The sequence below is a fragment of the Halococcus thailandensis JCM 13552 genome (genome assembly GCF_000336715.1).
GTDB classification, from domain to species: Archaea; Halobacteriota; Halobacteria; order Halobacteriales; family Halococcaceae; genus Halococcus; species Halococcus thailandensis.
In genome coordinates, this window is the sequence record NZ_AOMF01000126.1 from 1 (window position 1) to 498 (window position 498).

Annotated in this window: 1 protein-coding gene; it reads left to right on the top strand. The window is 54.6% G+C overall.

The genetic code is table 11. From position 1 onward, the window contains the following. Positions 1-89: 89 nt before the first annotated feature. The coding region (locus C451_RS05710; RefSeq protein ID WP_007738671.1) for a transcription initiation factor IIB at positions 90-498 on the top strand (409 nt) is incomplete at its 3' end.

Sequence of the window (498 nt, forward strand, 5' to 3'; positions counted from 1 at the left end):
AGAAATACCTCGGCTTCCTCGGACTGAAACTCAACTCACCGAACGACTGGTTCGAGAAACTGCTGTGTTACGATGTATCGGGATGAGCGATGGTTGATATCGTCCACAACGAGCGCGAAACAGCTGAACGCGACCGTGATATCGGAGAAACTACCGACGAATCAGCAGTTGAGACGTGTCCGGAGTGTGATGGCACGCTCGAACAGGACCAGAAACACGGCGAAACTGCTTGTGTCGAATGTGGCTTCGTCGTCAGCGACGACGAAATCGATCATGGAGCCGAATGGCGAGCCCATACACACGAAGAACACGAACAGCGCTCCCGCGTAGGAGCACCTACGACGAACTTGATGCACGACGGGGGCGTGTCGACCGAGATCGGCTGGCAGGACAAAGACGCCTACGGCAATACGCTGTCAGCAAGTCAGCGGCAGAAAATGAATCGGCTTCGAACGTGGCACACTCGTATCCAGACAAACAACCACAAAGATCGCAACC